This window comes from Pseudomonas segetis (assembly GCF_900188155.1).
GTDB classification, from domain to species: domain Bacteria; phylum Pseudomonadota; class Gammaproteobacteria; order Pseudomonadales; family Pseudomonadaceae; genus Aquipseudomonas; species Aquipseudomonas segetis.
This window is the reverse complement of record NZ_FZOG01000001.1, coordinates 462297-488615: the sequence shown is the minus strand read 5'-3', so window position 1 is coordinate 488615 and position 26319 is coordinate 462297. Positions and strand designations below refer to the sequence as shown.

The window sequence follows — 26319 nt, the reverse complement described above, 5'->3', positions numbered from 1 at the left end:
GGCGCTTATAAAAACGCCGGGACTCTGAATCAAGGGGCCCGGCGCAGGTTTGGGGTCGCAACCGTGGTTGGGATCAGTGACTTTTCACCTTGCGCCGCTCCGCTACGGCTTCTGGTGTCACCACGCCGCCACTCTGGCCAAAGTGCTTGAGCACGAAGGAACTGACGGCGGCCAGTTCCTGGTCGTTATAACCCTTGGCAAAGTTCGGCATGCGTTGATCAACAGGCGAACCCATATTGCTATGGCCATTGAGCAGGACCCCGAGCAAGTTTGCCGCCGCTGGATCATTTACGGTCTTCAAACCAGCCAACTTGGCGGTTGGGCTCTGGTTACCCTCGCCGTCCCAGCGGTGACATGCGGCACAGGCTTCAGCAAAAATCTTGCTGCCCAGATCATCGACAACCACGGCTCTGGCGCTCAGGTCGTCGGTTGTGGCGCGAGCAATTCCGCTGCTGTGCGCTGGTGTGCTTTTCAGGTAGACGGCGATAGCCTTTTGATCTTGCGGGGTCAGCTGGCTCAAGCTGTGTTCAACCACCGAAGCCATTGGCCCACCTGCAAAGCCATGGCCAGATGCATAGCCCTTGGCCATGTAGTGAGTGAGATCCTCGACCGACCAGGCACCAATGCCGTACAGCGGATCAGCGCTTATGTTGTAGGCCTGCCAACCCTGGATAGGCGCACCGGCCAGGGCTTGATCCTTGTCGAGCGACTGGAAAATGGTACGCGGCGTGTGGCACTCACCACAGTGGCCGGGTCCCTGAACCAGGTAGGCACCTCGGTTCCACTCGGCCGACTGCTTGCTATCCGGCTCGTACCGCTGGTTATCGAGAAACAGTGCATTCCAGAAGAACATGCCCCAGCGCTGGTTGAATGGAAACGACAAGGTGTTTTCGATCGGTGCCTGCTTGACCGCAGGCAAACTGAACAGATATGCCTTGATCGCCAGGATTTCATCCCTTGGCATCAGGCTGTACGAGGTATAGGGAAATGCCGGGTAATAGTGCTTACCGTCACGCCCCACGCCTTCTTGCAGCGCACTGACAAATTCATCATCAGTCCAGGCTCCTATCCCGGTGTCGACATCAGGGGTGATATTCGGCGAAAAAAGCGAACCGAAAGGCAGCTCGAATTCGACGCCACCGGCAAAGGGCTTGCCCTTTTTGGTGGTATGGCAAGCCACACAATCGGCTGCCTTGGCCAGGTAGGCGCCCTTCTTGACCAGCGCATCGGCCGAGGCTTGTGTATCGGTGCCAGCAGCCATAGCCCCGCCGGAGACGAGGGACAAGCCTAAAAGCACCAGGATGTTTTTCAAAGTGTTCATGAGTTCATCCTTAAACAATGTAGTAACCCGCGCGGGTCAGCGGCAAGCGCCGCACGCGCTCGCCAGAGGCGGCATGCAGTGCATTGACCAGCGCCGGTGCAATGAGCGCGGTGCCGGCTTCACCTACGCCACCAGGCAACTCCAGGCTAGGCATCAGATGCACCTCCACCCCAGGTACTTCGCTGATACGTATCTGCCGGTAGTTATGGAAGTTGGTTTGCTGGACCTGGCCTTGCTCGAGCAAAATCTCGTTGAAGAATGCTGCGGACAAGCCGAACAAGGTGCCACCTTCAATCTGCGCCATGACCGAAGTCGGGTTGGTCACCAGGCCACAGTCGATAACACTGACCAGACGCTTGATGCGCACGCCTTTGTCGCCCTGCATCTCCAACTCGACCATGCTCGCCACAAAGCTGCCAAACACCGCACTCACCGACAAGCCGCGCCCTTGCCCGGCAGGCAGCGGCGTTTTCCAATCCGCTTTTTCCGCAAGCATTTTCAACACCGCCTGTGCACGGGGCTGGCCTTGCATCAGCTTGAGGCGATACTCCAGCGGGTCAGCCTTGGCGTTATGCGCCAGCTCATCGATAAAACTTTCCAGCACATAGGTGCTGCGCAATGGCCCAACTCCGCGCCACCAGGAGACCGGGATGGCTTTTGGCTCTTCACGGATGTAGTGCACCTGCAAATTGTCCATGGCGTATAGCGGCTCGATTGCCACTTCCACGGCGTCGGCATCCACGCCGTTTTCCGGCAGGCTACCCGCATAACGGGCCAACACCGAAGCACCTGCAATGCGATGCTGCCAGCCCAGCAGCTTGTCGCCCTCGAAGGCGGCAGTGATGCGATCGACATAGTGAGGACGGTACATGTCGTGGGTCATGTCCTCCTCCCGGCTCCAGATCAGCTTGATCGGATAGCTGACCTGCTTGGCAATGGCCACCGCCTGGGTGATGAAGTCGAAATCCAGCCGCCGGCCAAAAGCACCACCAATCAACTGGTTATGCACGGTGATCGTTTCCGGGGCCAAACCTGTGACCTGTGCAGCGGTCTGCTGGGCAAAAACCGGCACCTGGGTGCCGACCCAAAGATCGCAAGCATCCGGGCGGACATGGACAACGCAGGTCATGGGTTCGAGCGGCGAGTGAGACAGAAAGGCTTGCTCATAAACCGCTTCAAACTGGCTGCTGGCCGATTTCAGGCTGGCGCTGATGTCGCCTGTTTTATGGGCAATCACGCCATCACGGCTGCTGGCATCTTGCAGGGCCTGCTCCAGCTCAGCCGAGTTGATCGACGCATTGGCGCCCAGGTCCCAGTCGATTTTCAGGGCATTGAGGCCTTGCTGGCAGGCCCAGTAATTACTGGCGATAACCGCGACGGCGTTGTCTAGCTTGACCACATCACGCACCCCCGGCACTTTACGCGCGGCGCTATCATCAACACTGCGCAAGGTTCCGCCATGCACCGGGCAAGTAAGTGTCGAGGCGATCTGCATGTCCGGGACACTGAGATCGATGGTGAATTTGGTTTTGCCATTGACCTTGTTTGGCGTATCGACACGCTGCAGAGGCTTGCCAATCAGCTTGAACTGCTCAGGCTTTTTAAGCGGCACATCAGTGGGCACCGGCAAGGCACTGGCTGCATCGACCAGTTCGCCATAGCCTGCTCGCAAACCATTGGGGCCAAACACCACTGCGTTTTCTGCGTGGCACTGGCTTGGCGCAACCTTCCAGCCCAGCGCAGCGGCCTGGATCAACAGGATCCGCGCAGTTGCCCCAGCCTGGCGCAATGGTTCCCAGGTGACACGCGTCGCAGTTGAACCACCGGTGCCCTGAAACTCCAGCAACGCATCACTGTATAACTTGTGGTTTGGCGGCGCATCGACCACCTCGACCTGGTCAAGGCTGACTTCAAGCTCTTCGGCAACCATCATCGCGATGCCGGTATGGGTACCCTGGCCCATTTCGATCTTGGGTGAAATCACCGTTACCCGGCCATCATGCCCAACCCGCACAAAAGCGCCATAACCCGTTGGGCTTTGTTCGCCAAGACGGCCTGGAGCTACGGCGTCGGCCGCCGCACTACGCGCTATCAGGGGCGGCAACCAGGTACTCAATACCAGCCCCCCCATGGCCAGTGTGCTGCCTTGCAAAAAGCGTCGACGAGAAGATTTAAAGCGTGGCTTTTCCATGGGTAGACTGCTCCTTAAGCCTGGCTGACGCTTTTGATGGCGGCACGAATACGGGTGTAGGTGGCGCAACGACAAAGATTGCCAGCCATGGCCGCATCAATGGCCGCGTCATCCGCGTCTGGCTGTTTCTCAAGCAAGGCCACAGCGGACATTATTTGCCCGGACTGGCAATAACCACACTGCACCACCTCATGCTCGAGCCAGGAAGCCTGGACCTTCTGGCCGACCTCGGTTTCGCCTATGGCCTCGATGGTGCTGATCTCATGGCCAACCGCGGAGCTGATGGGCAGTACACATGAGCGCACGGCTTTGCCATCAAGGTGCACAGTGCAAACCCCGCACTGGGCAATTCCACATCCAAACTTGGTGCCGGTCATCCCCAGCACATCACGCAGCACCCAGAGCAACGGCATATCGCCGGGCACATCAACCTGTTGTTCATTTCCATTGATCGAAAGTGTGTGCATGGCGACCTCACATAAAAATTAGCTAAGTCCAAAGACAAGGTTCACGCAGCGAGCATCCTCTGCCCTGGTAAGACAGGGAAAACAGCGCAATGCCGACACCCGGTCATCTAAATCCATTGGCTAAAATACCCTAAAAGTCAAACTTGCCCAGTGCAAAGCAGCGCGACCTATCTAAAGTTCTGGGTCAGAAGAATAGACCAGTCGTCTATTAAATTCACCCTGTAACTGAAGCAGCACCTGAAATGTTGCAGCTTGCCTGACACCAGAAAGAACAGCCGCCCCACCGAGGAACAGCCGTGATGCAGGCGCGCCAGCAGGCTTGGCTTGAAGTTAGCGACTAGCTGCCAGTACGCTCTGAAGCCACTCCCTGGCATAGCAGGTCGAAAATAGCGTTGTGCTGCATTGGCCTGCCCGATATGCGGCGCGAATGGCCACGGGATCAACCTGTTCAAGGTAAGCCAGCGCGTCTTCCATCTCGCGGGGATTGCCATAACCACCGCTGCGCATCTCGCTCAACGCCTCTGGCTTGCTCCAGCCCTGGATAACCATGCGATACATCGCGGCCATCAGGCCTGTGCGGTCGCGGCCATGCTTGCAGTGCATCAATACCGCGCCCTCTGTCTGCGCCCGCTCAATCACGTGCAGCACCCGGATGACATCGGCATCGGTCACCCGATCAGCATGCAGCGCAATGTTTACCCTGTGCATTGGCGTGTCACCAAGCCATTGCTTGTCATCATCCTTGATAAAACTGACAACGGTGCCGATCCCGGCGGCCTGCAGGGTTGCGACATTGTCCTGGTCCGGCAGCGCGCTACGGTAGAGGCTTGGAGTCATCCGATACAGGTTGAAGCGCTTATCCACCGGCGTGGCCCATTGCTGCTGGTGCTGCTCCGCAACCGGACTGATCGGGTGACGAGCCGCGCTGGCAAAAGCAGTGGCTGCAATGCCGATGGCAGCGAGGCCCAGAATGATTTTTCGAGACAATAATGGCATTGACAGCTCCCGTTATCAGGAGCACAAGGGTATGAGCCAGCATGTGAAAAGCCGATGAAATGGATGTGAAGAAAACGCCATGCGTAATCTTGGGCAATAAAGACTGTCTAGTCTCGGGAGCCTCTGAAAAGGATCGCGAGCGACGCAGCGCAGAGGTTTTTCAGAGGCTCCCCAAGAACGTATACCAATAGACAGTAGAAGCCCTGCATAAAGCTGACTAGTCTGGGTGATAGTACCCACCGTAAAGCCCAGCAACCTGGCCCATGAAGCCCTGAAAACTCCAGATTCAGCCGTTTTTCAAGTGTTTCAACTGCAGAGCCAACTCAATAACTAGGAACTCAGCAATGACCGAGAAAAGCCTGACCCACGCCACTGGCGCCCCCGTAGTCGATAACCTCAATACCCAAACGGCCGGTCCCCGTGGTCCGGCACTTCTGCAAGACATCTGGCTGATTGAAAAACTGGCGCATTTCGACCGTGAAGTGATTCCAGAGCGGCGCATGCATGCCAAGGGCTCCGGCGCCTACGGAACCTTCACCGTAACCCACGACATCAGCCAATATTGCCGCGCAGCACTGTTTTCCAAGGTCGGTAAGGAAACCCCGCTGTTCCTGCGTTTCTCAACGGTGGCCGGTGAGCGTGGTGCCGCCGATGCCGAGCGCGACATCCGTGGCTTCGCCGTCAAGTTCTACACCGAGGAAGGCAACTGGGACCTGGTCGGCAACAATACCCCGGTGTTCTTCTTCCGTGACCCAATGCGCTTCCCTGACCTCAATCACGTGGTCAAGCGTGATCCACGCACGGGCATGCGCAACGCGACCAGCAACTGGGACTTCTGGACCCTGCTGCCGGAAGCGTTGCACCAGGTAACCATCGTCATGAGTGACCGTGGCATCCCGAAAGACTTCAGGCACATGCACGGCTTTGGCAGTCACACCTTCAGCATGCTCAACGCAGCGAACGAACGGGTCTGGGTCAAGTTTCACTTCGAGTGCCTGCAAGGCATCGAAAACCTGACTGACGCAGAAGCTGAAGCCGTAGTCGGTAAAGACCGCGAAAGCAGCATGCGCGACCTTTACGAAAGCATCGAAGCGGGTGATTTCCCGTCCTGGAAGCTGCGTATCCAGGTCATGACCGAAGACCAGGCGCGCCATCACAAACACAACCCATTCGACTTGACCAAAGTCTGGCCCCATGGCGACTACCCGCTGATCGACGTCGGTGTCATGCAGCTCAATCGCAACGCTGAAAATCATTTCGCCGAGGTTGAACAAGCCGCCTTCTCGCCCGCCAATATTGTGCCCGGCATTGGCTTCTCACCCGACAAAATGCTGCAGGCGCGCCTGTTCTCATATGGCGATGCACAGCGCTATCGCCTGGGCGTCAACTTCAACCACATCCCGGTCAACGCGCCAATCTGCCCGCACCAAAGCTTCCACCGCGATGGTCATATGCGCACCGATGGCAATCTCGGTTCGAAAATCGCCTACTGGCCCAACAGCCAGGGCGAATGGGCCGATCACCAGGCATTGGCCGAACCGGCGTTGCCACTCGATGGCGACGCCAAGGCCTGGGATCACCGGGTTGATGATGACCACTACGAACAGCCAGGCGACCTGTTTCGCCTGATGAGCCCGGAGCAACAGCAAGCCTTGTTCGACAACACCGCTCGCGCCATGGACGGGGTGCCGAATGAGATCAAGCAACGCCATGTCGACAACTGCACCAAGGCCGACCCGGCCTACGGCGCAGGCCTGGCCAAGGCTCTTGGTCTGTAAAGCCTAAAAAGCCCGCCAGGCCAAACCTGGCGGGCTTTCGTCACGCAGGCCCAATCCGGTTTCCCGGTGATCCTCTGAGAAAGGCAGCGAGCGACAACAGGACAAGGCGCATCGAACAACGGGAGCAACAGCCAAAGGCTGGCCCGAAGGGCGAGCGCAGCGAGTAAAAAACTGCGAAAAAGCCACCGGATCGCGCTCGACTTTAGGTAGCGAAGTATATCGAGCGCAGCAGTTTTCCAGAGGGTTTCTAGGCTTGCATGGCCCAGCCGTGCACATTCATTGCCGCCTGGCGCAATGCCTCCGAGCGTGTTGGATGTGGGTGGCAAATCAACGCAATATCTTCGGCACTGGCCGAAAACTCCATCGCCACGCAATACTCACCAATCAACTCACCGGCACTTGGGCCAATGATATGCACGCCGAGGATCTGATCGGTGCGCTCGTCCGCCAGCACTTTGACGAAACCTTCGGCCTCATGGTTTATTTTCGCCCGGCTGTTGGCCGTGAACGGAAACTTGCCGACCTTATAGGCACGCCCCTGCTCCTTGAGCGCCTGCTCGCTGCTACCGACACTGGCCACCTCGGGCCTGGTGTAGATCACACTGGGAATCACCCCGTAATTCACTTCGGCAGCATGGCCGGCAATGCGCTCGATACAGGCAATGGCCTCATCTTCGGCCTTGTGCGCGAGCATCGGCCCCGAAGTGACATCACCTATGACCCAGATACCTGGCACTTCGCTGCGATGCTGTTGATTGCCGAGCATGCCACGCTTATCAGTACTCAGGCCAACGTTCTCCAGCCCAAGGCCTTCTGTGTATGGACGCCGGCCAATGGCAACCAGCACATAATCGGCCTGCAAGACTTCACTCGCACCACCTGCGGCAGCTTCTATATTCAGTTCAACTCCACTGTCCGAACTTTGCGCGGCCACAACTTTGGCACCCAACTTGAAGCTGATGCCTTGTTTCGCCAGCGTGCGTTGCAGCGCGGTGGCCGTCTCGGTGTCCAAGCCGGGGCAGATACGATCCAGGTACTCAACCACAGTCACCTTGCTGCCCAAGCGTCGCCATACCGAGCCCAGTTCCAGCCCAATAACTCCTGCGCCGATAACCACCAGATGTCCGGGCACCTCAGGCAGTTCAAGTGCGCCGGTAGAGTCGATGATGCGCTTGTTATCGACCGCGACGCCCGGCAAAGGCGCTGGCTCCGAGCCGCTGGCCAGCACGATGTCGCGGGCCTGCAACTGGCTCTGGCTACCGTCGGCATGGCTGACGCTGACCTTGCCAACGCCCTCGAGCCTGGCCCAGCCCTTGATCCAGTCAACCTTGTTCTTGCGAAACAGAAACTCGATACCCTTGGTCAACGCGCTGACGCTGGCATCTTTCTGTTTCATCATTTGCGCCAGGTTCAGGGTCGGTTGCACCTCAACACCCAAGCTGTTCAGCTCGCCGCTGCTGGCGGCCTCATACAACTCAGAGGCATGCAGCAGGGCCTTCGATGGCATGCAGCCAACATTGAGGCAGGTGCCGCCCAGGGTTTCACGGCCCTCGACGCAGGCAACCTTCAACCCCAATTGTCCGGCACGGATGGCTGCGTTATACCCGCCAGGCCCACCGCCAATAATCACCACGTCGTAGCTTTCACTCATGTCGATTACCTTCAAGATTGCTGTTGTTCAGCTTAAAACGGCACCAAAACGCAGCCAGGGATCATTGCACTGCAAGCTCGGCGGCACGGCGTCGGCGTTGCAGCAGGTGGAACAGCGACCAGGCAATAAATGCGAAGCTGGCATTGAGAAAAACCATAGCCCAGGCGCTGCCATCTTGCAGAGCGGTCAACAGCACACCGCTGAAGGTTGCCCCGGCCATCTGGGCAAAGCCCATGAACCCTGCCGCCAGGCCGGCCCTGTGGGCGTTGGGTATCACCGCACCGGCGACGCTAGCGGGCAGCACCATGCCGCCGCCCAGGGTCACCAAAACCTGTGGTAGTGAAAGCCCCAGCACGGACAACCCCAGACCTTGATGAATCGCCAGGGTCGCAACCGCACCAAAGGCAGCCAGGCTCACGCCGATGCTGACGATTTTGTCCGGTCCCAAGCGGCTGATATTGCGTTGAGTAAAGAGCGCACCGCCAATCAAGGCTGCCACAATCGCGCTGATGGTCATCCCGTATTGGCTGGGACTCAGGTGCAGCAGGCCGATATAGACAGCTGAGGAACCGGCAATCACCGCAAACATCGCGCCATAGGTGAACGCCAATGTCAGGGCCAGGGCCCGGAAGGAAGAGTCCTTGAGCAAATCGGCATAGTTGGCGACCAGTTTTGTCAGCCTTCCAGCTTGAGGGTCCAACTGCCGGTTGCTTTCCCGGTAAAAGCACAACGCCGCCAGGACAATTGCACCAGCAACCAGCAGCGCCATCAGAATAGGCGCCTGCCAACCGCCGATGCGCACCAGCAAGCCGCCCAGCGCCGGGGAAACCACGATGGCGCAGAGCATGCCTATCACGGTCATGGCCAATGCCGGCCCCGCCTCGGCCTGCCATACATCGCGCACAATAGCCCGCGCCATGACCAAGGCCGAACAAGCCCCCAAACCTTGCAAGGCACGGGCGGTGATGAATTCCACCATGCTGTTGGCCAGCAACATCCACAAGGTCGCACACAGGTAAACCAGCAACCCCGCGAACAGGATCGGGCGCCGCCCCAGTCGATCGGAAAGCGGGCCAAGCACCAGTTGGCCCAGGCCAAAAGCAGCTACGAACACTGACAGCGCCAGCAAGCTACTGCCGGGCTTGGCCGCCATCACCCACTCGATTGCCGAGAGGGCGGGAATAATCAACTGAGTAGAGATTTCACCCAGCGCGGTGAGCGCCATGAGTAATACGAGGAGCTTGCGTGAAGGTGTAAGGACGCTGTGCATAACGATTTCCTGCTTAGCAATGCTCGGACCAATGATCCGATAGCCCTGGACATATTTATATTACGACTATAATTTACACAATTAGATTACACATGTAATTTAATAAAGCAATCGACTTATCCAACATCCGCAGAGGACCGTCAGATGGACAAGGTTTCCCGAGAAGAACAATTGGCAAGCTGGATTGATGCCGAGCAAGTCGCCCGCAGCAAGCTGGCCGCACCTGGCAGCATGAGCCTGGCACAGGTCAGTGAATTGTCACCCACCGAGTTCTTCAATGGCATTGGCCAAGGGCAACTGCCTTGCCCACCGTTCGGGCACTTGGTCGACTTTGTGCCGATTGAATGGGCAGAAGGTTTTTTCTTGTTTCAAGGCTCCCCCGATACCCGCCACTACAACCCATTGGGCATAGTGCATGGCGGCTACGCTGCCACCCTGCTCGACTCTTGCATGGGCTGCGCGATTCATACTCGCTTGCAGCGCGGCCAGGGCTATACGACAACCGACTTGCGCATCAGCTATATACGCGCCTTGACCGATAAAGTCGGGCCGGTACGGGCCGAAGGCCGCATCGTGCACCTGGGTCGCACGACGGCAATCGCCGAAGGGCGCATTTATGATGTTGATGATCGCCTGTACGCGGTTGGCTCCACCACTTGCTTGATAATGGGCAGCCCCAGCTAAGGTATTCAGCACCAGGCTGGCCATCAACCTTTACCCAAAAGATGCAGGGTCAATTAATATGTTGGCCAGCATGTAAAAAACGCGAGGCAAGCTATGCGTTACTCGGACGATCACAAGGCCAAAACCCACCAGCGCATCATTGAAGAGGCAGCACGCCTGTTTCGCCGTGACGGCATTGGTGCAACCGGATTGCAGCCCTTGATGAAAACCCTGGGCCTGACTCACGGTGGCTTTTATGCGCACTTCAAGTCCAAGGATGAATTGGTTGAAACCGCATTAACCCATAGCGCCGACCAACTCAGCGGCCAGACGCAACAGCTGTTCGCCGGTGAAGCGCCGCTGGCCACATTTATTCGCAGTTATCTGTCCAGCGCCCATTGCGCCAATCCGGCAGAAGGTTGCCCACTGCCAACCATGTCAGCGGAACTTGGCCAGCGCGGCCAGGCCAGCCCGGTTACCGACCAGTTGATACAAGAGCGCCTCAAATCCATCGAGGATTGCCTATCGGGCGACAATGCCGCCGAACAAAGCGTGGCCCTGCTTTCTACGATGGTGGGCGCACTGGTTCTGGCCCGCAGTGTCAGTGATCCCGAACTGTCGCAACGCCTGCTCAAGACAGCTCGTCAACAATTGTTGGAGCAGGTCCCGGCCGGTTGATTGAGTCAGGCTAAAACCTTGCCCAAATAAAAAGCCCGAACCAGGACTGCTGGCTCGGGCTTTTTGGTCTTGCATTCTTAGCTGTAGCGCGCCGCCGCCTGATTGCGCGATAGATTCGGTCCCAGTTTGGTCCGCGCCGTAACCAATGCCTGCCAGTCCGCCGCGTCCGGAAGGGATGGAATAGTCACCAGTTCACCCTGGTCAAAACCTGCCAGGGCGGCATCCACCATATCGCCAACTTCCATGATCATCTCCGCAGGCAAGACCGAAGCATCCATACCCGAACGCTCCCAGATTTCGGTGCGGGTAACGCCGGGCAATACCGCCTGGACCCGCACCCCTAGGCTGCTGACCTCTGCCTGCATGGTTTGAGTCAGGCTCAGCACATAAGCCTTGCTGGCACTGTAGACCGCGTTGAACATTTCGGGAATCAACGCGACAACCGAAGCGATGTTGATGATTGAACCGCGCCCCGCTGTACCAAAGCTTGCAGCGGCGGCGGCGGAGAGATGAGTCAGGGCCACGATATTCAACTGAATAAGAGTGTTGACCTTGGCCGCGTCCGCCTCGGCCAGGGTGCCATTGATTGCAACGCCGGCATTGTTAACCAACATGCTGATGCTCGGGTCCGTACGCAAACGCTGTTCGACACGCTGCAGGTCAGCGCTGTCAGTCAGGTCGGCCCTGAGCACTTCTACCTTGACCCCAGATGCCTGGCGCAGGTTCTCGGCAAGCCCATCGAGCCGTTGCTGGTCACGCGCGACCAACAACAGGTCATAACCACGCTTGGCCAGGCGCTGCGCATAGGTGGCGCCGATCCCCGAGGATGCGCCAGTAATCAAGGCAGTGCCTTTGTTTGTAGATTGATTCATTGCTGTTTCCTCAGGTTGGTGTGGCTGCTATCGAGCCGGTGAAGTCACTATCGCGCACATTAGATTACGATCATAATTCTATATTTATATTACAGTTATAATCTAAATCAACCAATAGAAATCTTGCGCGACCAGGAAAGTCTAGCCGAGGGTTGAACCGTGCAACCCGGCAGTTGTTATCGATCCAAACCACAGACTGCCAGGCCAATAAGGCATTGACCCAATCTGCGGGCACAAAAAAGCGGGTAACCATCTCTGGTTACCCGCTCGGAGGCCTAGCGCCAGCGCGGATCTAGACGCTGCGGATCAAGTGATCGAAGGCGCTCAATGACGCCTTGGCACCCTCACCCACGGCGATGACGATTTGCTTGTAAGGCACTGTGGTCACATCGCCTGCGGCAAAAATGCCGGGGATATTGCTCTGGCCTTTGGCATCCACGATGATTTCACCCCTTGGGGACAGCTCGATCGTGCCTTTGAGCCAGTCACTGTTTGGCAGCAGGCCGATTTGGACGAAGATGCCTTCCAGCTCGACAGTCACTGACTCATCCGTATTACGATCCTTGTAAACCAGGGCATTGACCTTCTGGCCATCACCCAGCACTTCAGTGGTCAAAGCGCTCTTGATCACAGTCACGTTGGCCAGGCTGGCAAGTTTTTTCTGCAACACCGCATCGGCGCGCAACTGGCTGTCAAACTCGATCAAGGTCACATGGGCAACAATACCGGCCAGGTCAATCGCGGCCTCAACACCCGAGTTGCCGCCACCAATCACAGCCACGCGCTTGCCCTTGAACAACGGGCCATCGCAATGCGGGCAATAGGCCACGCCACGACCACGATATTGCTGCTCACCAGGCACATTCATCTCTCTCCAGCGCGCGCCCGTGGCCAGGATCACCGTCTTGGCCTTGAGCGATGCGCCGCTGTCGAATTTAACCTCGTGCAAACCACCTGCCGCACTGGCTGGGACCAGTGCGCTTGCGCGCTGCAGGTTCATGATATCGACGTCGTATTGGCGCACGTGCTCTTCCAGAGCGCGGGCCAGTTTCGGGCCCTCGGTTTCTTGTACCGAGATAAAGTTCTCGATGGCCATGGTATCGAGTACCTGGCCGCCGAAACGCTCGGCAGCCACGCCAGTGCGAATGCCTTTGCGCGCGGCATAGATTGCCGCCGCAGCACCAGCCGGACCACCGCCGACGACCAGGACATCGAAGGCATCCTTGCTGTTGAGTTTTTCAGCGTCACGGGCGGCGGCACCGGTGTCGATCTTGGCCAGGATCTGCTCGACATCCATGCGTCCCTGGCCAAACAGTTCACCGTTGAGGTAGATGCTCGGCACGGACATGATCTGGCGTTGCTCGACCTCGGCCTGGAACAGTGCCCCGTCGATAGCCACGTGACGAATATTAGGATTGAGTACCGCCATCAAGTTCAGCGCCTGCACCACATCCGGGCAGTTCTGGCACGACAGCGAGAAGTAGGTTTCAAAGCTGAATTGACCTTCGATAGCCTTGATCTGCTCGATCACATCAGCGGCCAACTTCGATGGATGCCCACCGACTTGCAGCAGTGCCAGCACCAAGGAGGTGAACTCGTGCCCCATCGGGATACCGGCAAAACGCAAGCCGATATCAGCACCAGGGCGATTCAACGAGAACGACGGCGTGCGAGCATCGACACCATCGGTCTTCAAGGTAATTTTGTCGCTAAGGCTGCGAATATCTTCAAGCAAGCCATGCAGTTCGCGGGATTTGTCGCTGTCATCAAGGGACGCGACGATCTCGAACGGCTGGGTGACCTTTTCCAGATAGGCCTTCAACTGGTTTTTCAGATTGGCGTCCAACATGATTTGGCTTCCCTTTATATGAATTTCAGAGACAAAAACGCCCGGACGGATCGCGCCCAGGCGCTTGTGCGTTTCAATAGATTTGCCGGCTTTGTCTAACGGCTGAGGCACCTATACACCTCAGCCTTCATCGGCCATTACAAGCGCCAGCCGATTAGCTGGCGGCCCGCAAAACAGATTTAGATTTTGCCGACCAGGTCCAGCGATGGAGCCAGGGTGGCTTCGCCTTCTTTCCACTTGGCTGGGCAAACTTCGCCCGGGTGAGCAGCAACGTACTGAGCCGCTTTTACCTTGCGCAGCAGTTCTTGTGCGTCACGGCCAATGCCACCGGCGTTGATTTCAACGATCTGGATCTTGCCTTCTGGGTCGATGACGAAAGTGCCACGATCTGCCAAACCGGCTTCTTCGATCATCACGCCGAAGTTACGGGTGATGGTGCCAGTCGGATCACCAATCAGCGGGTACTGGATTTTGCCGATGGTGTCAGACGTGTCGTGCCAGGCTTTGTGGGTGAAATGGGTATCAGTCGATACGCCGTAGATCTCGACATTGAGCTTCTGGAATTCAGCGTAGTTATCAGCCAGATCGCCGAGTTCGGTTGGGCAGACGAAGGTGAAGTCGGCTGGATAGAAGAATACGACCGACCACTTGCCTTTCAGGTTGGCTTCGCTAACGTCAACAAATGCGCCGTTGTGATAGGCAGTGGCGTTGAACGGTTTAACTTCGCTATTGATATAAGACATCGATGAACTCCTTGGGAGGGTTGAAAATTTACCCTGCAAAGGTTACTCACCGCTTGGCAAAAGGTCATATTGATTGATCCCATTGCGCTGATTAACTTACTCAATAGAACCTTATAAAATCCTTTAAAAAACATATAGATAATCTGCATTCTCAATTACCAAAAATGCACATTCAGTACCCATGACAAGCCAAATAACAGTCGCGGGCCACCCCTTTCCCGCCAAATCCCGGGTGGGTCCGCGCTTTATCACCAGGGCTGATCAGGACAATTCAGGATCAATCACTAAGACCAGCTTGCCGTTGACCTGGTTAGTCGCAAGCTCGGCAAACGCCGCTTCGGCATCTTTGATCGGCAATGCCTTGAGCAACTGTGGACTCAGCCGTCCTTCGCTGAACAATGGCCAAACCTGCTGGCCAAGGTCGCTCATCAGGTCGGCCTTGAACTGATCATCGCGGCTGCGCAGGGTCGAACCGATAAACTGCACGCGTTTGCTCAACAGCAGCGCCATATCCAGTTCAGCCTTGCGTCCGCCCATCAGGCCAATATTCACCCAGCGCCCGTCGAGCCCGAGCAATTGCAGGTTGAGCGCTGCATATTTGCCACCTACCGGATCAAGAATCACATCGAAAGGCGCAAAATCGCGCAGCGCCTGCGGCCCTTCTTCGCCACGCAAAACACCGCCCTGCGCCCCCAGCCCTTCGCAATACGCCAGCTGATCGGCCGAGCCGACACTCACCCAGCACGGGCTGCCAAAGGCCTTGCACAACTGGATGGCCGCAGAGCCAACCCCACTGGCACCTGCGTGCAGCAAGACCCTTTCACCCGGTTTGAGCCCCGCCAGCTGAAAAAGATTGAGCCAGGCGGTTGCGTATACCTCGGGAATTGCCGCCGCTTCGTGCAACGAGACGCCTTCGGGAACCGGCAAGGCGTGCCGTGCATCAACCACCACTTCTTCAGCCATGCCGCCACCGGCGAGCAACGCACAAACCCGATCGCCCACTTGCCAATCACTGCCAGCACCGACTTCGGTGATCACTCCAGAGCACTCAAGCCCAAGCGCGGCGCTGGCTCCGGGTGGTGGCGGGTAAAGCCCGGCACGCTGCAACAAATCAGCTCGGTTGAGCCCTGCGGCAGCCACTTTTATGCGGATTTCACCCACATCACATGATGGGGATGTGATGTCTAACCATTCAGTACGGCCTTCAACGCCTTGCAATGCCTTCACGCTGCCTCCATAGTGCAATTGAACCGGGCCCGGCACGACTGTCGGGCTTTTGCATTGCGCCGTTGGAACTCGGCGCCCTTAAAGATGGCCTAATATGCTTTATCAACAGCCCCTACGTCGAATCAGCATGAAGCGTTCTTTTATCAGCGCCACCCTCGCCCTTGCCCTCGGATTGAGTGCATTGCCTTTGGCAGCAAAGACCACCAGCGATCACAGCTGGGACTATTTGACGCCTGATCGCGAACAAGTCATTGCCAGCCTCAACGTAGTGGAGCTGCTCAAGCGCCACCACTACAGCAAGCCGCCGCTCGATGATGCCCGTTCGGAAATCATCTACGCGGGCTACTTGAAGATGCTCGATCCTCAGCGCAGTTATTTCACTGCCGCCGATATCGCCGAGTTCGACAAGTGGAAAGATCAGTTCGATGACTTTCTCAAAAGCGGCAACCTCGAGCCCGGCTTTGTCATGTACAAACGCCATCTCGATCGCCTGAAGAGCCGCCTCAACTACGCATTGACCATGCTTGGCAAAGGTGTCGACAAGATCGACTTCAGCGTCGATGAAGAACTCACCCTCGATCGTGAGAAATCACCCTGGGTCAAGGACGAAGCGGCGCTTGAAGACCTATGGCGTCGCCAGGTCAAGGACGAAGTACTGCGCCAGAAGATCGCGGGAAAAGACACCAAGACCATCCAGGAAACCCTGATCAAGCGCTACAAGCGTCAGTTGGTTCGTCTAGACCAGACCCGCAGCGAAGATATCTTCCAGACCTACATCAATGCGTTTGCGATGTCTTACGATCCGCACACCTCTTATCTGTCACCGGATAACGCGGAAAACTTCGACATCAACATGAGCCTGTCGCTCGAAGGTATCGGTGCGGTGCTGCAAAGCGATAATGACAATGTCAAAGTCGTGCGCCTGGTTCCAGCCGGCCCAGCGGAAAAGAGCAAGCAGATTGCCCCAGCCGACAAAATCATCGGTGTCGCCCAGGGCGATGACGAGATGGTTGATGTCATCGGCTGGCGCCTGGACGAAGTGGTCAAGCTGATTCGCGGCCCCAAAGGCTCCAAGGTTCGCCTCGAAGTGATTCCGGCGAGCAATGCACCCAACGACCAGACCAGCAAGACTGTCACCATCACCCGCGAAGCGGTGAAGCTTGAAGATCAAGCGGTGCAAAAAAAGATTCTCAAGCTCAAGCACGACGGTCGTGACTACAAGCTCGGGGTCATTGAAGTTCCTGCGTTCTATCTCGACTTCAAGGCGTTCCGCGCCGGCGACCCGAACTACAAGAGCACCACGCGTGACGTCAAGCGGGTACTCACCGAGCTGAAGAAGGACAAAGTTGATGGCGTGGTCATCGACCTGCGCAACAACGGAGGCGGTTCCCTGCAAGAAGCCACTGAGCTGACCGGCCTGTTTATCGACCAGGGCCCGACGGTTCTGGTACGCAACAGCGACGGCCGGGTCGATGTGCTCAACGATGAGGAACCCGGTATCTTCTACAAGGGCCCGATGGTGTTGCTGGTCAATCGCCTGTCCGCCTCGGCGTCGGAGATTTTCGCGGGCGCCATGCAGGACTACCACCGCGCCCTGATCATCGGCGGCCAGACCTTCGGCAAAGGCACTGTGCAAACCATCCAACCCCTGAACCACGGCGAGCTGAAGCTGACCCTGGCCAAGTTCTACCGGGTTTCGGGGCAGAGCACACAAAATCAGGGCGTACTGCCTGATATTGCCTATCCCGATGTGATGGACACCAAGGAAATTGGCGAAAGCGCGCTGCCGGAAGCCATGCCCTGGGACACCATCAACCCAGCGATCAAGCCAGAGCGTGACCCGTTCAAGCCTTATTTGGTGCGCCTCAAGGAGCACTATGAACAGCGCACGGCGAACAACCCGGACTTCACCTTCTCCCGTGAACGCCTGGCGCTTGCGCAGAAGCTGATGAAAGAAACCGAAGTCAGCCTCAATGAGGTCACGCGCCGTGCACAGCATAAGCAGATCGAGGGCGAGCAGTTGGCCATCGAAAACAAGCTGCGCAAGGCTAAGGGCGAAGAGCCGCTGACCAAGCTTAAAGAAGTCGATGAAGACAGCGTTGCGGTCGAGGACAAGAAGACCAAGCCCGAGGATGATGCCTTCCTCAGCGAAGCCGGTCAGATCCTGCTCGACTACCTGAACCTGACTTCAGCCTTGGTTAAAAAGTGATCCCCGCCCGCTCAAGCTCGGAGCCGGGCTTGAGCGGGCTCGCGCTTGAGGCTGAGCCGAGCTGTCATTAAAGAGTCATTAATTTGTCGCAAAATCAGGGGCTGATATCACTATCAGCCCTTTGTTTTTTCCGACTCAGAGACTCCAAATGACCGTCACCGAGCAGTTGAGCACGCTGGACCACATCCTCGCTCACGGCGACTTGCATAGCCTCTTTCAGCCTATTTTTTCGTTATCCGAGCGGCGCATCGTCGGTTATGAGGCCCTGACTCGTGGCCCCTCCAACAGTGCCCTGCACTCGCCGATCAACCTGTTCAGTGTGGCGCGTCAAGCTGGTCGCCTCAGTGAACTGGAAATGACTTGCCGCAAAAGCGCCTGCCAGCAATTCAGTCAACAAAAGCTTGAGGGCAAGCTGTTCCTCAACGTTTCCCCCGACTCGTTGCTCGAAGCCAACCACCGCCCTGGTCGCACGCTGCAGTTGCTGCAAGCCTTTGGCATATCGCCCAACAATGTGGTGATAGAACTTACCGAACAAACCCCTACCGAAGACTTCGCCCTGCTCGATACGGCCTTGCATCACTATCGCGCCATGGGCTTTTCAATTGCACTGGATGATCTTGGCGCAGGTTATTCAAGCCTGCGCTTGTGGTCTGAGTTAAGACCCGACTATGTGAAAATTGACCGCCACTTCATCGATGGCATACATCTCGACTCGGTCAAGCGAGAGTTTGTCGGCTCCATCCTCAAGATGGCCCAGGCCTCACGCGCCACCGTAATTGCCGAAGGCATCGAGCTTGAGGAGGAACTGGCAGTACTTTCCGAAATGGGTGTCGACCTGCTCCAGGGCTATTTGCTCTGCCGCCCGCAAGAACAACCGCCGCGTGACGCACGCCTGTTGCTGCCACAACTGCTCAGCTCGCCCGGCACCCTCAGCGAAGAAGACAGCGACCTCTGCGCCCTGCTCAACGAGCAACCCGCAGTGACTATCGATACCTCGACATCCGCGGTACTCGAAGCCTTTCGCCTGCAGGCAAACCTGAACTCCCTGGCGGTACTCGATGAGCACAGGCAACCCGTTGGCATTGTCCATCGCCATGCGTTTGCCGATGCCCTGCTCAAACCCTTCGCCGCTGAACTCTTTGCCCGCAAACCCATCAGCCGGTTGATGAGCACGGACTTTCTCAGCGTGGAAGTAAGCCAGTCCCTGCAAAAGGTCAGCCGCCTGCTCACCAGCCGTGCACGCCAGCGTATCGAAGAGGATTTCATCATCACCCTCAACGGCCGCTACCAGGGGCTTGGCCGGGTCATCGATGTACTCAAGCTGATTACCGAGTTGAAGATCCGGCAAGCCAAACATGCCAATCCATTGACCATGCTGCCCGGCAACGTGCCCATCCAGCAGTGCCTCACGCGCCTGCTGCAACAAGCCATACCGGCAGTGGTTTGTTATGTGGATATTGATAACTTCAAACCCTTCAATGACCTGGTGGGGCTTCACTATGACCTGAAATCGCTCGATTCTACTGTCAGGATATGCAAATGCTGCGGAGGGGTGAGCAGAGCAGCTTTGGCTCCGTATGGAAATTCAACTAGATCTGCACAGGCCAGAGTTGACCTTACCCTCCAGTGCTACCCCCTGCCCCCAACCGGGAAGGCGTAAGCCAGGCAAGGCATAGCGGCATATCGACAGCATGGTTAGCTTTCAGTTAGGGTTCGGTCATAGAAATACCCGAACAACCTAGGTAACGGATTACACGTCCATATGACGCAGATAATAAACCGGGATGCTGCCGACAAAACAAAAGGCTTCCGGCTCCAAAAGCTCCGAGCTGCAACACTTCTACTGAAAGCAGCAAATGACTTGTCGAATGTAAACTTCTACTACGCCGCCATTGAAGCGGAAGAAGATGTAACAATAATAAAAACTGTAAATCTAAGCACAGAGCAGATAATCGAAGAAGACAAAAACTATAGCTCTGACAGCAACTTCACCATACACTCAGAAGCCGTACTAAACACCCTCGTAAGCTTTTTCGATATTTATATAGGCAAGTGGCATAAAAGCCAATCTACAGTATTTACATTTAGCTTTTACACCACAACAAACTTCGGAAAAGAGAAAAAGAAAGAACTTTCAGACGGAACAACCATAGAACTTCCCGACAAACCTATCCTTGAAATTATTCAGAATTCATCTGAAATCCCCGACAACATAGCCAGTATTATCAAAGCCATTCTGCTTGCAGAATACAAAAAGCAATATGGAAAAATCCCCGGCAATGGCTACCTCAAAGCTCTAGAAGACATTTCTTTAGAAGACTTCAAGATCTTCCTTAAGAAAATAAACTGGCTATCTGGGCAAGAAGACGAGTCAGAACTCCAAGGCAGTGCAGAGAAACTGATAAAGAGTTGTAAATATTATCAACTCAGCATGAGTGGCAAGGAGCAACTGATTCTCGCAAAAATCCTCGACAAAATTGATGAAAAGCAACACTTCGAAGACTTCGCAGAGAGATTTATAAACTCGGCCGAGGTAGAGCTAATTTTCAAAATGGCAGAATCTGAAGTCAGTGAACAGTTGCTTGACCCCATATGGAAAGAACTTCAAGAGTTATCAGCCAAAATCACCGACAAACGCAATTTAGAAGAAAAAATACTAGATAATTGCCCTGCATACCCAAAATCAAAAATTGCAACTCTTGCAAGAAAAGCCTGCAGCTCGAAAACAGAAGAAGAAGCAAGCAACAAAAGCTTTCTATCATTAAAGTACCGAGTCTTCGAAGCCTGCGAAGACTATTTTTTCGATAACAACAAATTCAGCAACACTGTTAATGAAACTTCAATCGACACCACAATAAAATCACTACAGCAAAAAGCAGCAGATACGATTGAAGAGCTAAAAAAAGATTACACATACACAGTATCAAACAAAGAAACCATCAACGGAATAGTAGTAAACTTAATAGATTCATGTTTCATATGCTTCGACGAGGAGAAATCCGAATGAACGAGGCAGCCAAAAAGAACTTAATGTTCATATCATCCAATGATTTCTATCTACTAACATACGCAACAATAATTATACTTGACTGCCTCAACTGCACCAAGGGGCGAGCCTTTAAAGACTACAGAAAAATCCCATTCATAATAGAACTAATAACCAACAATCGAAACATACTAATACTAGAGTCCTCAACCACAGAGAGACTACACAAAGGCGATAAAGACTTTCTTTTTCACAGCTATACAAATGGCCTTGCAAAAAGGAGCGAAACATTAAAAATCTTATTCACTCTTGAGAAAAAGGGATATGTATCTCTCCACAAGGGGGACACAGAATCACTAGTCAACATCACCCTAAACAAAGAAGAGCTACCCTCGGGCTTTCTATCCAAGGAAGTCTTCAAGAACGAGTACATGAATTGCGAGAAATTCAAGAGGGCAATTCAGAGAAGCACAGCCATTACTCTTGATACTTTTCTTAGCAAGACATATCGGGACAGAGGTGTAAAAATATGGGAAGTTTAAGAATTCAGAAGGTAGTTTATGAGGGTACAAACTACCATTTCGAATCACCCCTATTTGATGAAAACCTCATTCTAATAGAAGGTGACAACGGAACCGGCAAAAGCACTTTCTGCAACTTGATCTATTATGGGCTTGGTGGACGAGTTAGCGAATTCAGCCGTAAAGAGAAGAAAGAGCAGCACAAACAAATCACAGAAGACAAAAACAATCGTGTCGAGCTTTACATAAAAATAAACAATGAAAGCTACAAGTTAACTCGCCACATAGATGACAACGACATTACTGTATCATCCATTCTAGAAGCTTGTGATATCAGCACCAAATCAAAAATTTTAATACACAACAACGATGCCCCCACTTCCATATTTCAGGTATTCCGCTCCCCTGAAGTTGAGTACATATTTTCCGACTGGATTCTCTCGAAGCTTGGAATAACCGTCGTAGAGCTATACCAAGGTTATAGAAATTTTAAAATTAATTTCACTGACCTTATGCGGCTTATCTATCATGACCAGCAACCCGATCCTAAAGGGGTTTACAAAAAGATAGATACCCAAAGCAATTTCATGAATGACTCAGAGCTTCTGAGAAAAGCCATCTTTGAGCTTTTAGTCGGAAAAACATTTTCGGAATACTACGAATCCCTTTCCAAGTCAAAAGCCCTAGAAAAAGATAAAAATATTGCAGCAGGGCTTCTGAAAGAATACTCCCGGATCATTGAAGAGTTATCTGGAAGCTCAGAACCGCTAAATATTTCGTTCCTTCAAACGTCCTTGCAAGAAAAAGAGAATCAATTAGAACGCTTGCACAACGCCAGGAACAAATTCAAAAGCAATAGAGAGGTCAGAGGTACAGCAGTAGACCACGCATTGATAGACATCAAAAATCAAATCACTGAGAAACAACTAAAATTAAGCAAATCAAATCAAGACCTGATCTCAACCTTAGGTGAAAAGCAACAACTAAACACCGTAAAAGAAAATACTCTAAGAGAAATCTCTCAAATCGTAAAAATCATACACTCACATGATCAACTAAATTTATTCTCGGCAGATACATGCCCTTACTGCTTAGGAAAGGTTGAGCGAGCAACAGGTCATTGCGTGTGCGGCTCAGAAATACAAGAGGAACAATATCAACGTTTCTTCTACACATCAAAAGAATACAAAGAAATCTACAAAGCAAAAATCAAGACAACCCAAACTATTGAAATAGCTATAGCTGATTGCAACCAAGACCTAAATACCATTCAGAATGACATTCGCAGACTGGAAAAAGAAATTCCAGAGTTAATGAGAAAAATAGAAGAACGAATTGACAACCTAGATACCCCCGTAGACCTAGACACGATTAATGATATTGACGATGAAATTCTAAATACTCGTCAAGACATAGAAAAAATACGCCAGCAAATTGAAGCAGAGAGCAAAAATGTTCGCCTAACAAATGATTATGAGCGAAAGAGAAGCGAGCATGAAAGCTCAAAGCTACAAACAGATCAGTTAGAAGCAAAAGCAAAAATAGATATTCAAGACAAGGTAGGGAAGCTCAGCTCCATCTACAACAAGCTAATGACCGACTCTCTACCAGACTGCAACACTGCTCGCATAAGCTTAGATGATTACCTCCCGATAGTTGGTAGCGGGGAATATAGAGAGGCCAGCTCAGCCGTATCAAGACGACTCATGTATTACCTTGCCCTCATGAATCTATCTCTCTCACAAGAGGACGTACCGTTCCCTAGGTTCTTGCTTATCGACACACCAGAAACATCAGGAATTGAACTAGATAATCTTAAACGTTGCCTTGAAAAAATTGGCGAGCTTGGTAGCTATGGAAAATCCTATCAAGTCATACTCACTACCGGCCTTAAAAAATATCCTGACAGCTTTAAAGAGCATAGAAAAATATATCTTCCAGACAAGCAGCATCGCTTATTGGTCAAAAACTAAAAGCTCAGTAAGGGGGCTACACTTCTTCACAAATTGTGCCCCCCAACGTCTTGTAACGATCTGCTTGTGCCGCAGGGCATGAAATTTCACGAATTGAGCCGTTGAACGACCTGTATGGCTACGCCAAGGGTGACGAAGTGCTGCTGTATCTCGCCCAATGCCTGAGTGAATGTGTGGACCCAACCCGCGACTTCGTTGGTCACATTGGCGGTGATGACTTTCTCCTGGTCTTGAGTTCAGAGCAGTGGCGCAAACAACTGAGCAGGCTGTTTGAAACCTTCCAGAACCAGTGCCGGCGCTTTTACCGCGAAGAAGACCTGAATGCCGGTTGCTTTGTCTCCCATGACCGCCACGGTACGCGCCAGGAGTTTGCCTTGCTCTCGATTTCCATAGGCATAGTCCAGGTCACCCCCCAATACGCTGCCGACCTGGATGCAAGCCAACTGGCGGCCTTGGCCTCAGAAGCCAAGCACCACGCCAAGGCAATCCCCGGCTATAGCTTTCACCTGATTGACGCACAAAAAATCTCAGCCTGAAGCGCAAGCCATCGACAGTACTGCGACACAGGCCCGGCTTGAGCTAAGATTGTGCTGTCGACCGGTATGATGGTCGGCCACCAGAAATACTCTCTACCAAGGCCGGTAACTTGCGCACATCTTTTATCAGCGCCTTAATGCGCAAAATCGCACGCCCCATCACAGATCCTTATCGACGTTACCGCAATGCCCGGCTGATTCATTCAGCACGCATTTCGGTGGGCCTGCTGGCCTCCATCCTTTTGACCACCGGTTTCAACCTACCCCACGGCGAGTGGGCCTCGGTAACCATGCTGGTGGTCATTGGCGGCCTCCAGCACCATGGCAATATCCGCAGAAAGGCTGCCGAACGGGCTGTCGGCACATTGATTGGCGCGGGCCTGGGCTTGCTCTTGGTGATCCAGCACAACTACATGGAGCTAGCGGGACTCACCTATGTATTGATGTCCATCTGCTGCGGCTTCTTTGCCTATCACGCTATTGGCAAAGGTGGCTATACCGCCCTGTTGGCGGCAATTACCTTGTTTGTGGTCGCAGGCCACGGCGAGAATCCGGTCAGTGACGGTATCTGGCGCGGCGTCAACATTCTCATCGGTATCGCGCTAGCCCTGATATTTTCATTCGCCCTGCCGCTGTATGCCTTCTACTCGTGGCGCTATAACCTGTCGGGCGCACTGCGTGACTGCGCCACTATCCATCGGCGCATCATCACCGGCTTGCCAGTGACCGACGATGAGCACCAGAAACTGATCAATCGCCTGAATAAACGCATGGTTGAACAACGCTCGCTGATGCCATCTGCATCAAAGGAAATGCATGTCTCCATGACTCGCCTGGACGCGATCCAGCGCAGCTTGCGCATGTGCATCAGTACCCTTGAAATTCTCGCCCATACGCGCCCCGAGGCTGGCGACAGCAAAGGTTTGGAATTACTTCAGTCGACCTTGGCGCCTGAAAACAAGCGCATCCGGGTGTTGTTGCTCGGCATGGCACGCGCCCTGCGCCTGGGCTCGGCAAAAATGCTTAATGAAGCTGATCACAAACCAGAAAAGATGCTCGCACTGGAAGCTGCCGCCGCATCGGGCATGGCTGGTTATGTGCTGCTGACATTTGAGTTGTCCGCCACCCTAGAAACCTTGCGCCAACAACTTGCCGACACTGCCAAGCGCTGGAAAGCCCATTGAGTTCTATTGTGCGCGGAGGTTGGATTTATAACCCGAGCGACTCTGCGCGCATGGCAAAGTGCTCTGCTTGCACCGGGTCCGCCTCCAGGCCCGGCGCCCCGTCACGGTAGAGCTCAGACAACCGCTGGGCCGCAAGCGGATGACCTGCAGCCGCAGCCAAGGCCCACCAATGTGCAGTCTGACTGGCATCCGGAGCATGGCGAGTATCGCCCTTGAGACTCAGCAGCCCCATTTGATAAGCCGCCTTGGCATCGCCCGCCGTCGCAGCCAGTCGTAGCAGTCGCACACCCTCTTCCCGTGCACCCAGGCCCTGGCCACGAAACAACAGGATGTGCCCATAGAAACTTTGCGCCTGCACGTCACCCAGATTGGCCATCCGTGCAAACTGGCCTTCGAGCCATTGCCAACCACGCGGCTGCTTGACCAGCCATGACCAGTGGAACAAGCGTCGGGCTAGCCAGTAACTTAACCGAGCGCGTAATTTATGCAGCATCTAATTAATGCTCCGGCGGGTAATCAAACTCAAAGACCCGCGCCACCTCGGCAGCATGCCAGGAGGCAGCCGCCACGCCATCAGTGGGCCCGCTGAAACGGCCAAGACGAGTAACGCAGTCAAAGTAGCCGGTACGGGGAAGACGGCTTGCTCCCTGGCTGATCACCAGTGAACTGCGCAGTGGACGATCCGCTTGTGCATCCAGGGCCGCCAGGTGCTCGAGTGCGGCAGTCAGCGTCTGCATTGCCGGCGCAGGCAGTGCCAGGCGCTCGATCAATGCACGGTAGGTCAGGAGGTGCCGCTGGCGTCGAGCATCGTCCAGGGCAGTCAATAGCGCATCATAGTGTTGACGAGTAATTCGAACACTCAAGAGCTCGCCTCCCAACCCTCAATGCCAAGGTTCCAGGCCAGGGCACGCTGAATAGCCGCATCTGGTTCACGCTCGCCGCTTTCGATCATTTTCAGGTAATGGGGACTGATGCCAACGGCGCGCGCCAGGGTGTCTATATCCATGCCCTTGGCTTCGCGCAGGCTGCTTAGCCGACTCAGTGGGGAAACATCATTGGACACAGGCTCAGCAACAACCTGAAGGCTCCCTGCAGCTTGTAACAGCGCTTGATAATGCGCCCATGGAATCACTGCATATTCAGGCTCACCATCACGTGAGATAACTTGCACACTCATGTTCAACTCTCCACCCTGCTACTTCTA

General features: G+C 54.6%; 21 protein-coding genes and 2 pseudogenes. 10 read left to right on the top strand and 13 right to left on the bottom strand.

Annotated features, from left to right (window positions below):
• Positions 1–73 precede the first annotated feature (73 nt).
• The 4 genes from CHB79_RS02365 to CHB79_RS02350 form a co-directional block, all read right to left on the bottom strand.
• Positions 74–1321, bottom strand: a complete 1248-nt coding sequence (locus CHB79_RS02365) for a c-type cytochrome (protein WP_010485007.1) — start codon at positions 1319–1321, stop codon at positions 74–76.
• Positions 1322–1331: 10 nt separating this feature from the next.
• Positions 1332–3512, bottom strand: a complete 2181-nt coding sequence (locus CHB79_RS02360; RefSeq protein ID WP_089358759.1) for a xanthine dehydrogenase family protein molybdopterin-binding subunit — start codon at positions 3510–3512, stop codon at positions 1332–1334.
• Positions 3513–3526: 14 nt separating this feature from the next.
• Positions 3527–3979: a (2Fe-2S)-binding protein gene (locus CHB79_RS02355; protein WP_010485003.1), complete on the bottom strand. Its 453-nt coding sequence runs from the start codon at positions 3977–3979 to the stop codon at positions 3527–3529.
• A gap of 330 nt (positions 3980–4309) precedes the next feature.
• Positions 4310–4975, bottom strand: coding sequence for a phosphatase domain-containing protein (locus tag CHB79_RS02350; RefSeq protein WP_089358758.1), 666 nt, complete (start codon positions 4973–4975; stop codon positions 4310–4312).
• Between the two features lie 344 nt (positions 4976–5319).
• Between CHB79_RS02350 and CHB79_RS02345 the strand changes: the two genes are divergently transcribed.
• Positions 5320–6753 carry a catalase gene (locus tag CHB79_RS02345; protein ID WP_010485000.1) on the top strand — a complete coding sequence of 478 codons (1434 nt, stop codon included), beginning with the start codon at positions 5320–5322 and terminating at the stop codon, positions 6751–6753.
• Positions 6754–7000: 247 nt separating this feature from the next.
• Here CHB79_RS02345 and lpdA read toward each other — a convergent pair whose 3' ends face one another.
• Both lpdA and CHB79_RS02335 read right to left on the bottom strand, forming a co-directional pair.
• The gene (lpdA, locus tag CHB79_RS02340; RefSeq protein WP_010484998.1) at positions 7001–8404 is read right to left on the bottom strand and encodes a dihydrolipoyl dehydrogenase; all 1404 of its coding nucleotides are present in this window, start codon (positions 8402–8404) and stop codon (positions 7001–7003) included.
• A 61-nt stretch (positions 8405–8465) separates the two neighbouring features.
• The gene (locus CHB79_RS02335) at positions 8466–9674 is read right to left on the bottom strand and encodes an MFS transporter (protein WP_010484996.1); all 1209 of its coding nucleotides are present in this window, start codon (positions 9672–9674) and stop codon (positions 8466–8468) included.
• 144 nt (positions 9675–9818) lie between these two features.
• Between CHB79_RS02335 and CHB79_RS02330 the strand changes: the two genes are divergently transcribed.
• Both CHB79_RS02330 and CHB79_RS02325 read left to right on the top strand, forming a co-directional pair.
• Positions 9819–10358 carry a PaaI family thioesterase gene (locus CHB79_RS02330; RefSeq protein WP_089358757.1) on the top strand — a complete coding sequence of 180 codons (540 nt, stop codon included), beginning with the start codon at positions 9819–9821 and terminating at the stop codon, positions 10356–10358.
• A gap of 93 nt (positions 10359–10451) precedes the next feature.
• Positions 10452–11015, top strand: a complete 564-nt coding sequence (locus tag CHB79_RS02325; protein WP_089358756.1) for a TetR/AcrR family transcriptional regulator — start codon at positions 10452–10454, stop codon at positions 11013–11015.
• A gap of 77 nt (positions 11016–11092) precedes the next feature.
• Here CHB79_RS02325 and CHB79_RS02320 read toward each other — a convergent pair whose 3' ends face one another.
• The 4 genes from CHB79_RS02320 to CHB79_RS02305 form a co-directional block, all read right to left on the bottom strand.
• The gene (locus CHB79_RS02320) at positions 11093–11887 is read right to left on the bottom strand and encodes an SDR family NAD(P)-dependent oxidoreductase (protein ID WP_089358755.1); all 795 of its coding nucleotides are present in this window, start codon (positions 11885–11887) and stop codon (positions 11093–11095) included.
• Positions 11888–12179: 292 nt separating this feature from the next.
• Positions 12180–13736, bottom strand: a complete 1557-nt coding sequence (ahpF, locus tag CHB79_RS02315; protein WP_089359184.1) for an alkyl hydroperoxide reductase subunit F — start codon at positions 13734–13736, stop codon at positions 12180–12182.
• 179 nt (positions 13737–13915) lie between these two features.
• Complete coding sequence (gene ahpC, locus CHB79_RS02310; RefSeq protein WP_010484989.1) at positions 13916–14479, bottom strand: alkyl hydroperoxide reductase subunit C; 564 nt, start codon at positions 14477–14479, stop codon at positions 13916–13918.
• A 261-nt stretch (positions 14480–14740) separates the two neighbouring features.
• The gene (locus CHB79_RS02305; RefSeq protein WP_089358754.1) at positions 14741–15706 is read right to left on the bottom strand and encodes an alcohol dehydrogenase catalytic domain-containing protein; all 966 of its coding nucleotides are present in this window, start codon (positions 15704–15706) and stop codon (positions 14741–14743) included.
• 127 nt (positions 15707–15833) lie between these two features.
• On the opposite strand from CHB79_RS02305, the gene CHB79_RS02300 reads away from it, so the two are divergent.
• From CHB79_RS02300 to CHB79_RS02270, 7 genes and pseudogenes are all read left to right on the top strand, one after another.
• Positions 15834–17915, top strand: coding sequence for a carboxy terminal-processing peptidase (locus tag CHB79_RS02300; protein ID WP_238530366.1), 2082 nt, complete (start codon positions 15834–15836; stop codon positions 17913–17915).
• 148 nt (positions 17916–18063) lie between these two features.
• Positions 18064–19407, top strand: a pseudogene (locus CHB79_RS02295) (EAL domain-containing protein); the annotation flags it as partial.
• Between the two features lie 270 nt (positions 19408–19677).
• Positions 19678–20922, top strand: coding sequence for a hypothetical protein (locus CHB79_RS02290; RefSeq protein ID WP_089358752.1), 1245 nt, complete (start codon positions 19678–19680; stop codon positions 20920–20922).
• Positions 20919–21443 carry a hypothetical protein gene (locus CHB79_RS02285; RefSeq protein WP_089358751.1) on the top strand — a complete coding sequence of 175 codons (525 nt, stop codon included), beginning with the start codon at positions 20919–20921 and terminating at the stop codon, positions 21441–21443. The genes CHB79_RS02290 and CHB79_RS02285 overlap by 4 nt, the downstream gene beginning before the upstream one ends.
• Positions 21431–23395 (top strand): AAA family ATPase, encoded by a 1965-nt coding sequence (locus tag CHB79_RS02280; protein ID WP_089358750.1) that lies wholly within the window; start codon positions 21431–21433, stop codon positions 23393–23395. The genes CHB79_RS02285 and CHB79_RS02280 overlap by 13 nt, the downstream gene beginning before the upstream one ends.
• Positions 23396–23493: 98 nt before the next feature.
• Positions 23494–23931 (top strand): annotated as a pseudogene (locus CHB79_RS02275) (diguanylate cyclase domain-containing protein); the annotation flags it as partial.
• Positions 23932–24068: 137 nt separating this feature from the next.
• Complete coding sequence (locus CHB79_RS02270; RefSeq protein WP_089358749.1) at positions 24069–25115, top strand: FUSC family protein; 1047 nt, start codon at positions 24069–24071, stop codon at positions 25113–25115.
• 25 nt (positions 25116–25140) lie between these two features.
• On the opposite strand, the gene CHB79_RS02265 is transcribed toward CHB79_RS02270, so the two are convergent.
• The 3 genes from CHB79_RS02265 to CHB79_RS02255 are packed head-to-tail and all read right to left on the bottom strand — an operon-like array spanning position 25141 to position 26292.
• Positions 25141–25608 carry an SEL1-like repeat protein gene (locus CHB79_RS02265; RefSeq protein ID WP_089358748.1) on the bottom strand — a complete coding sequence of 156 codons (468 nt, stop codon included), beginning with the start codon at positions 25606–25608 and terminating at the stop codon, positions 25141–25143.
• Between the two features lie 4 nt (positions 25609–25612).
• Entirely contained in the window at positions 25613–25978 is a 366-nt protein-coding gene (locus CHB79_RS02260; RefSeq protein WP_010484977.1) for a hypothetical protein, read from the bottom strand.
• Complete coding sequence (locus CHB79_RS02255) at positions 25975–26292, bottom strand: helix-turn-helix domain-containing protein (RefSeq protein ID WP_010484976.1); 318 nt, start codon at positions 26290–26292, stop codon at positions 25975–25977. The genes CHB79_RS02260 and CHB79_RS02255 overlap by 4 nt, the downstream gene beginning before the upstream one ends.
• Positions 26293–26319 lie beyond the last annotated feature (27 nt).